Genomic DNA, 4,511 nt, shown 5'->3' with positions numbered 1-4,511 from the left:
ATACATACAAATAGTCCGCCCGCGATCACACAGCCTATTGCCGAAACGATTAGCCAATCATTCATCGTAATTTGAGACCTGCGCAAAGCCCCCAACTCGACGCCTAGCAACCAAGTCACTAACAGTAATCCAATTCCGACACCGACACCGATCAAAACCCGTTTGTTCGAGCGACGTTGCTCCTCTGTAACTCGAACATCAGGTGGTGCCAGTACTCGCTGTTCTTCTTCTCTATCAGAGCGTGCGTCCCGTTTCTTCATGTAATGGACTATATACAACAAAATGCCCAGTGGCCCTGCAAAAATGCATCCCAACAGAAACAGCCCATCCAACACTTTCGCCCACGTTGACCCTGGTTGGACAATATTTTGTGCACCACAAACCATCACCAACAATCCGACCGGCAGACAGAACAAAAGGGACACGAGCACCATTTCTTCAACGCTGGAAGCAAAGTGCCCACCACCTGCCGATCCAATTCCCCATAAGAACAGGGGGACAAGCAATATCAGCCCTCCGAGCCAGACGCCAATTCGATCTCCCCGTCGGCCTTGACGTTGATTCGTCTTTGCTTTGACCTGTTTTCGATAATCATGTTTCGCAGGACGAGATACATGTGGGTCGTACGTCGGCTGTTGCACAATCGCTAAATGCGAACCTAATATCTCCGCAACTTCTTCTGCGGTCTGTACTCGGTCTTCAGGTCGTTTTTCCAGCAGGCTATCAACAATCGCAATCAGCCAGTTCGGAATGTCTTCATTGACTTCCTCAATGGGACGAGGCGCATCATCACACACGCGACGAACGACAGCCGCCAGATGACTCGCGCGGAACGGAGAACGTCCGGTACACATCGCATACAGGACGGCTCCCAGACTGAATAGGTCACTTCGTTGATCAACACGCTCGCCTGTTGCCTGCTCGGGAGACATATACTGAGGAGTTCCAGAGACTTCGCCGGTCTTCGTAATCGTCACATCATCGACGGCCCGCGCCAATCCAAAATCGGTAATCTTGACGCGTTCGACACCATTTTCTAAAAGAATATTTGCAGGCTTAATATCGCGGTGAATCAAACCCTGTTTGTGAGCAGCAGTCAACCCTTCAGCAATCTGAGTTCCAATCCTTAGGATTTCAGTAACTTTTAAAGCCCCTGTTTTATCAAGTTTTTCCTGTAACGATTGACCAACAACATATTCCATCACAAGGTAAGGTAATTTGTCTTCATCAACCGCATGAATCGTGACGATATGCGGATGACTGACAGCAGCCGCTGCCTGGGCTTCCCGCAGAAACCGTTTCCGCGCATTGGGGTTGATCGCCAATAAAGGCGACATCACTTTGATGGCGACGATCCGATTCAGCTTGGGATCCAGTGCCCGAAAGACAATGCCCATCCCTCCCTGCCCGATCACTTCATGAATCTGATACTCTCCAAGCGTGCCTAACAAATCAGGGTTATCAGAGGGAGTCAGAAAATCGAGCGAAATAGGTTGTGGGTCATTCGACCCAATAGGTGATTTTTCCAGGAAGCTACCCGCATCGTCATACGCCAATAAAAGTGCTTCAACGCGCCGACGTTGTTCCACGTTCTCGCCGCATATCTCATCCAGAAATTGCGCACGTTCTACGGGTGTCTTCTTTTCCAATGCCTGCAAAAACAAACCCTCAATCGATTGAGGATTGACGTTCTCGCGAGTTGGCTCTTGTTCAGGATTTTCTGGTACTTCAGGCTCAGACATGATTTTGTTTTCTTCAGGATGGAATCGTCCCATCAGGTAACGAATTCAAACAGGAACAATCATTGCCCCACGACTATCTTACCATGCGATTTCGAGCGGCGGCGCGCCTCATACATTCGTTCAAAAATCGACGATTATCATGAATCAGTCTTCGAAATGACACCCCTGTTTCGCCGTAAGCTCTTTCCTTAAAATAGTTTAATCCGCGTCTGATTTTATCTGACTAAAGAGCCAGGCACGAGAATAAGCCCAGTGACGAGCCGCTGTCGCTCGAGAGATCCCCAGCACATCCGCGGCTTCCTGCTCACTTAACCCAGCGAAATAACGAAGCTTCACCAGCTCCGATTTCTCCGGGCTTTCCTTGGCAAACTGAGTCAAAGCAGCATCCAATGCCAACAGGTCATCGAATTGTTGTTGAGCGGGCGCGGCAATTTCAGGAAGTTCAACACGATCATGTTCGCCACCATGTTTCAGTCGTTTTTTGCGTCGCGCATTCTCAATGAGTATTCGTCGCATCGATTCCGCAGCCGCCGCGAAGAAATGGCCGCGATGATCCCATTGCTGTTCGTCCTCATTTCCCACCAACCGTAGATAGGCTTCATGCACCAGCGCCGTCGCCGTCAAAGTTTGACCGGGGGCTTCCTGGGAGATTTTGTTGCCTGCCAGCTTGCGCAATTCAGCATACACGATCGGCAGCAATTGATCGGTGGCAGCCTCATCACCGGCTTCCAGCGCGTTTAAGATTCGTGTTACTTCCTGCATCTTGTAAATCTCATTATGTTATCTCAGTTTACAGAGCGATTAACAAAGCACTCCATTATCAGTTTATACTTCAGTCTAACCAGACCAAGTCCTGTTTGATATCAAATTTTATTCTTTTGATATTTCTGAAACATCATTTTTATTATCTCATTTTGTTTGAAAGTCAAAAACGCGTTAGCGACTAAAAATAAACTGATAAACTTGCACTTGACGACGTCCTGCCGGTACTTAACATGCTTTTTAAGCGTCGCGCGCGAGTGACAAATTCAGACAGTAGAACATTTTGAATCACTGATGATTTGCGTAGTACAAAACCGTCTATTTTTTGAAATAGATCACTTGAACAATTGAAACCAGTGTGCCCAGTCGCTTCCCGGTGTTCACACTTATCAAAGGCTATCGACCCACGTTCGACGCATAATAAACACGCTTTGACACCCCTTTGCCTGTGTCCAACCACCATGCGACACTTGACTCCCACACGCCGTTCTGCATGATGTATCAAGCTCAGCAATGAAGCGCTGAATATAAACAAGGGAAACCTATGCATGACATAACCTCTCATCGTAAACCAGGATCATTGATAGGACCAGCGAAGAATTGAAAAGCGTTTACCAGGCGGTGTAAAGCAATCCGTCTGGAGAAACCCAAATTCATGATACGAAATAGCGCCCAATAACTCTAATTGAAAATGTGACACGATTCAGCAAGTCGCATAGAATGCACCACAACCGCATTTTCTGCTTTCATCGAGAACAGTTAGTAATTACTATTGTATGAACGAGAATTAAATTCCGTTTAAGTCTAAAGCGAAAAGTGAATCACACAGGGAGAACAACATTTTGAATGGTAACAATAAATACTTAACGAAGAACCTGTCGCTATTCTGCCTGGTTTTGTTGGGCCTGCTTTTGTGCATTGTGCAGCCACTCCAGGCCACTGAATGGGGGGATCTAACGGGTCAATTTATTTATACCGGAAAGCCTCCGAACACCAAAACAGTTAAACTCACAAAAGACCAATCGTTAGTCATTGGGAAAAATGGTGGACTCAAAAATATTTTTATATTTTTGAAAAAGAAAAATTCACAGGAAATAAAAATTCATCCAAGTTATTATAAATTACCAAAAAAAGTCTCACTTTTTCATCAGAATTCGATTTATGAACCACATACATTAGGACTCTGGCACAAACACCAGGAACTGGTTGTCATTAATAAAGATCCTCATGATCATCTTGTTCAACTCAACGCACTGAAAAATTATTTTTCCCGTAATCTGCCAAAAAAAATAAATATACAGAGAACTTTTCGTTTCCAAACTAGTGAAAACATTCCAATACGAATCACTTGCGATATTCATCCTTGGGAAGAGTCATATCTTTTAGTGCTCAATAATCCTTACTTTTCCTCGACAGACGAAACCGGGGCATTTACGATTAAGAATTTGCCCGTGGGTGATTTTCAATTTCGGATATGGCATGAAAAGGTAGGATATCTTCTGGCAAAGGAGGAATGGGGACGGGGAATTGTTAACTTGAAGATCAGGCCTGGTAAAAATGACCTGGGCGTGATCAAAGTTTCTCCGAAATTGTTCGAGGATTAATATCATTCGCAAGCACGGTCAGTGGAAGAAATTCAGGCGTTTGGCAAACAAATTGACTTGCTTACATTATCCAATGCTGATTGACCTTAGTTGCCCTTTTTCTTTTTAACCTTGGGACTCAACTCCCCCTTGTCAGCCCCATAGATCTAGCGACTTGAAACTCCGCTTTCTGCTTTCATCGGGAGCAGCGAACAGATACCATTGTAGACACAGCCGTAATAAACTGCTTTATTTGGTAGAACAAAGTAAATCGGAATGGGACGAGTTCACCATGCATGGCTACAAATCTTACTTAAAGAAGTACCTAGTTCTGTTTGGGCTTCTCTTCTTGTTTGTACAACCAGTTCAGGCCGCTGAGTGGGGGTCACTGTCGGGCCAATTTATTTATACCGGCAAACCTGTT

General features: G+C 45.4%; 3 protein-coding genes. 1 reads left to right on the top strand and 2 read right to left on the bottom strand.

All coding sequences use genetic code 11. From position 1 onward, the window contains the following. Together Q0668_RS18010 and Q0668_RS18005 are read right to left on the bottom strand one after the other, a co-directional pair. Positions 1–1,742, bottom strand: a 1,742-nt coding sequence (locus tag Q0668_RS18010) for a serine/threonine-protein kinase (RefSeq protein WP_298867161.1), incomplete at its 3' end; no start/stop codon positions are given. A gap of 198 nt (positions 1,743–1,940) precedes the next feature. After that, on the bottom strand, positions 1,941–2,504 hold the full coding sequence (locus Q0668_RS18005) for an ECF-type sigma factor (protein WP_298867159.1): 564 nt from the start codon (positions 2,502–2,504) through the stop codon (positions 1,941–1,943). Positions 2,505–3,574: 1,070 nt separating this feature from the next. Here Q0668_RS18005 and Q0668_RS18000 point away from each other — a divergent pair. Next, on the top strand, positions 3,575–4,108 hold the full coding sequence (locus Q0668_RS18000; RefSeq protein WP_298867157.1) for a hypothetical protein: 534 nt from the start codon (positions 3,575–3,577) through the stop codon (positions 4,106–4,108). The last annotated feature ends 403 nt before the right edge of the window (positions 4,109–4,511 follow it).

It is taken from the genome of uncultured Gimesia sp., from assembly GCF_937910335.1.
GTDB lineage: Bacteria > Planctomycetota > Planctomycetia > Planctomycetales > Planctomycetaceae > Gimesia.
The sequence above is the reverse complement of the archived record's forward strand: the minus strand, read 5'-3'. Positions and strand labels throughout refer to the sequence as shown.

What these genes read in the sequence shown, in the direction of transcription:
- Q0668_RS18005 (WP_298867159.1), bottom strand. Translation starts at nt 2,504, where the DNA reads ATGCAGGAAGTAACACGAATCTTAAACGCGCTGGAAGCCGGTGATGAG.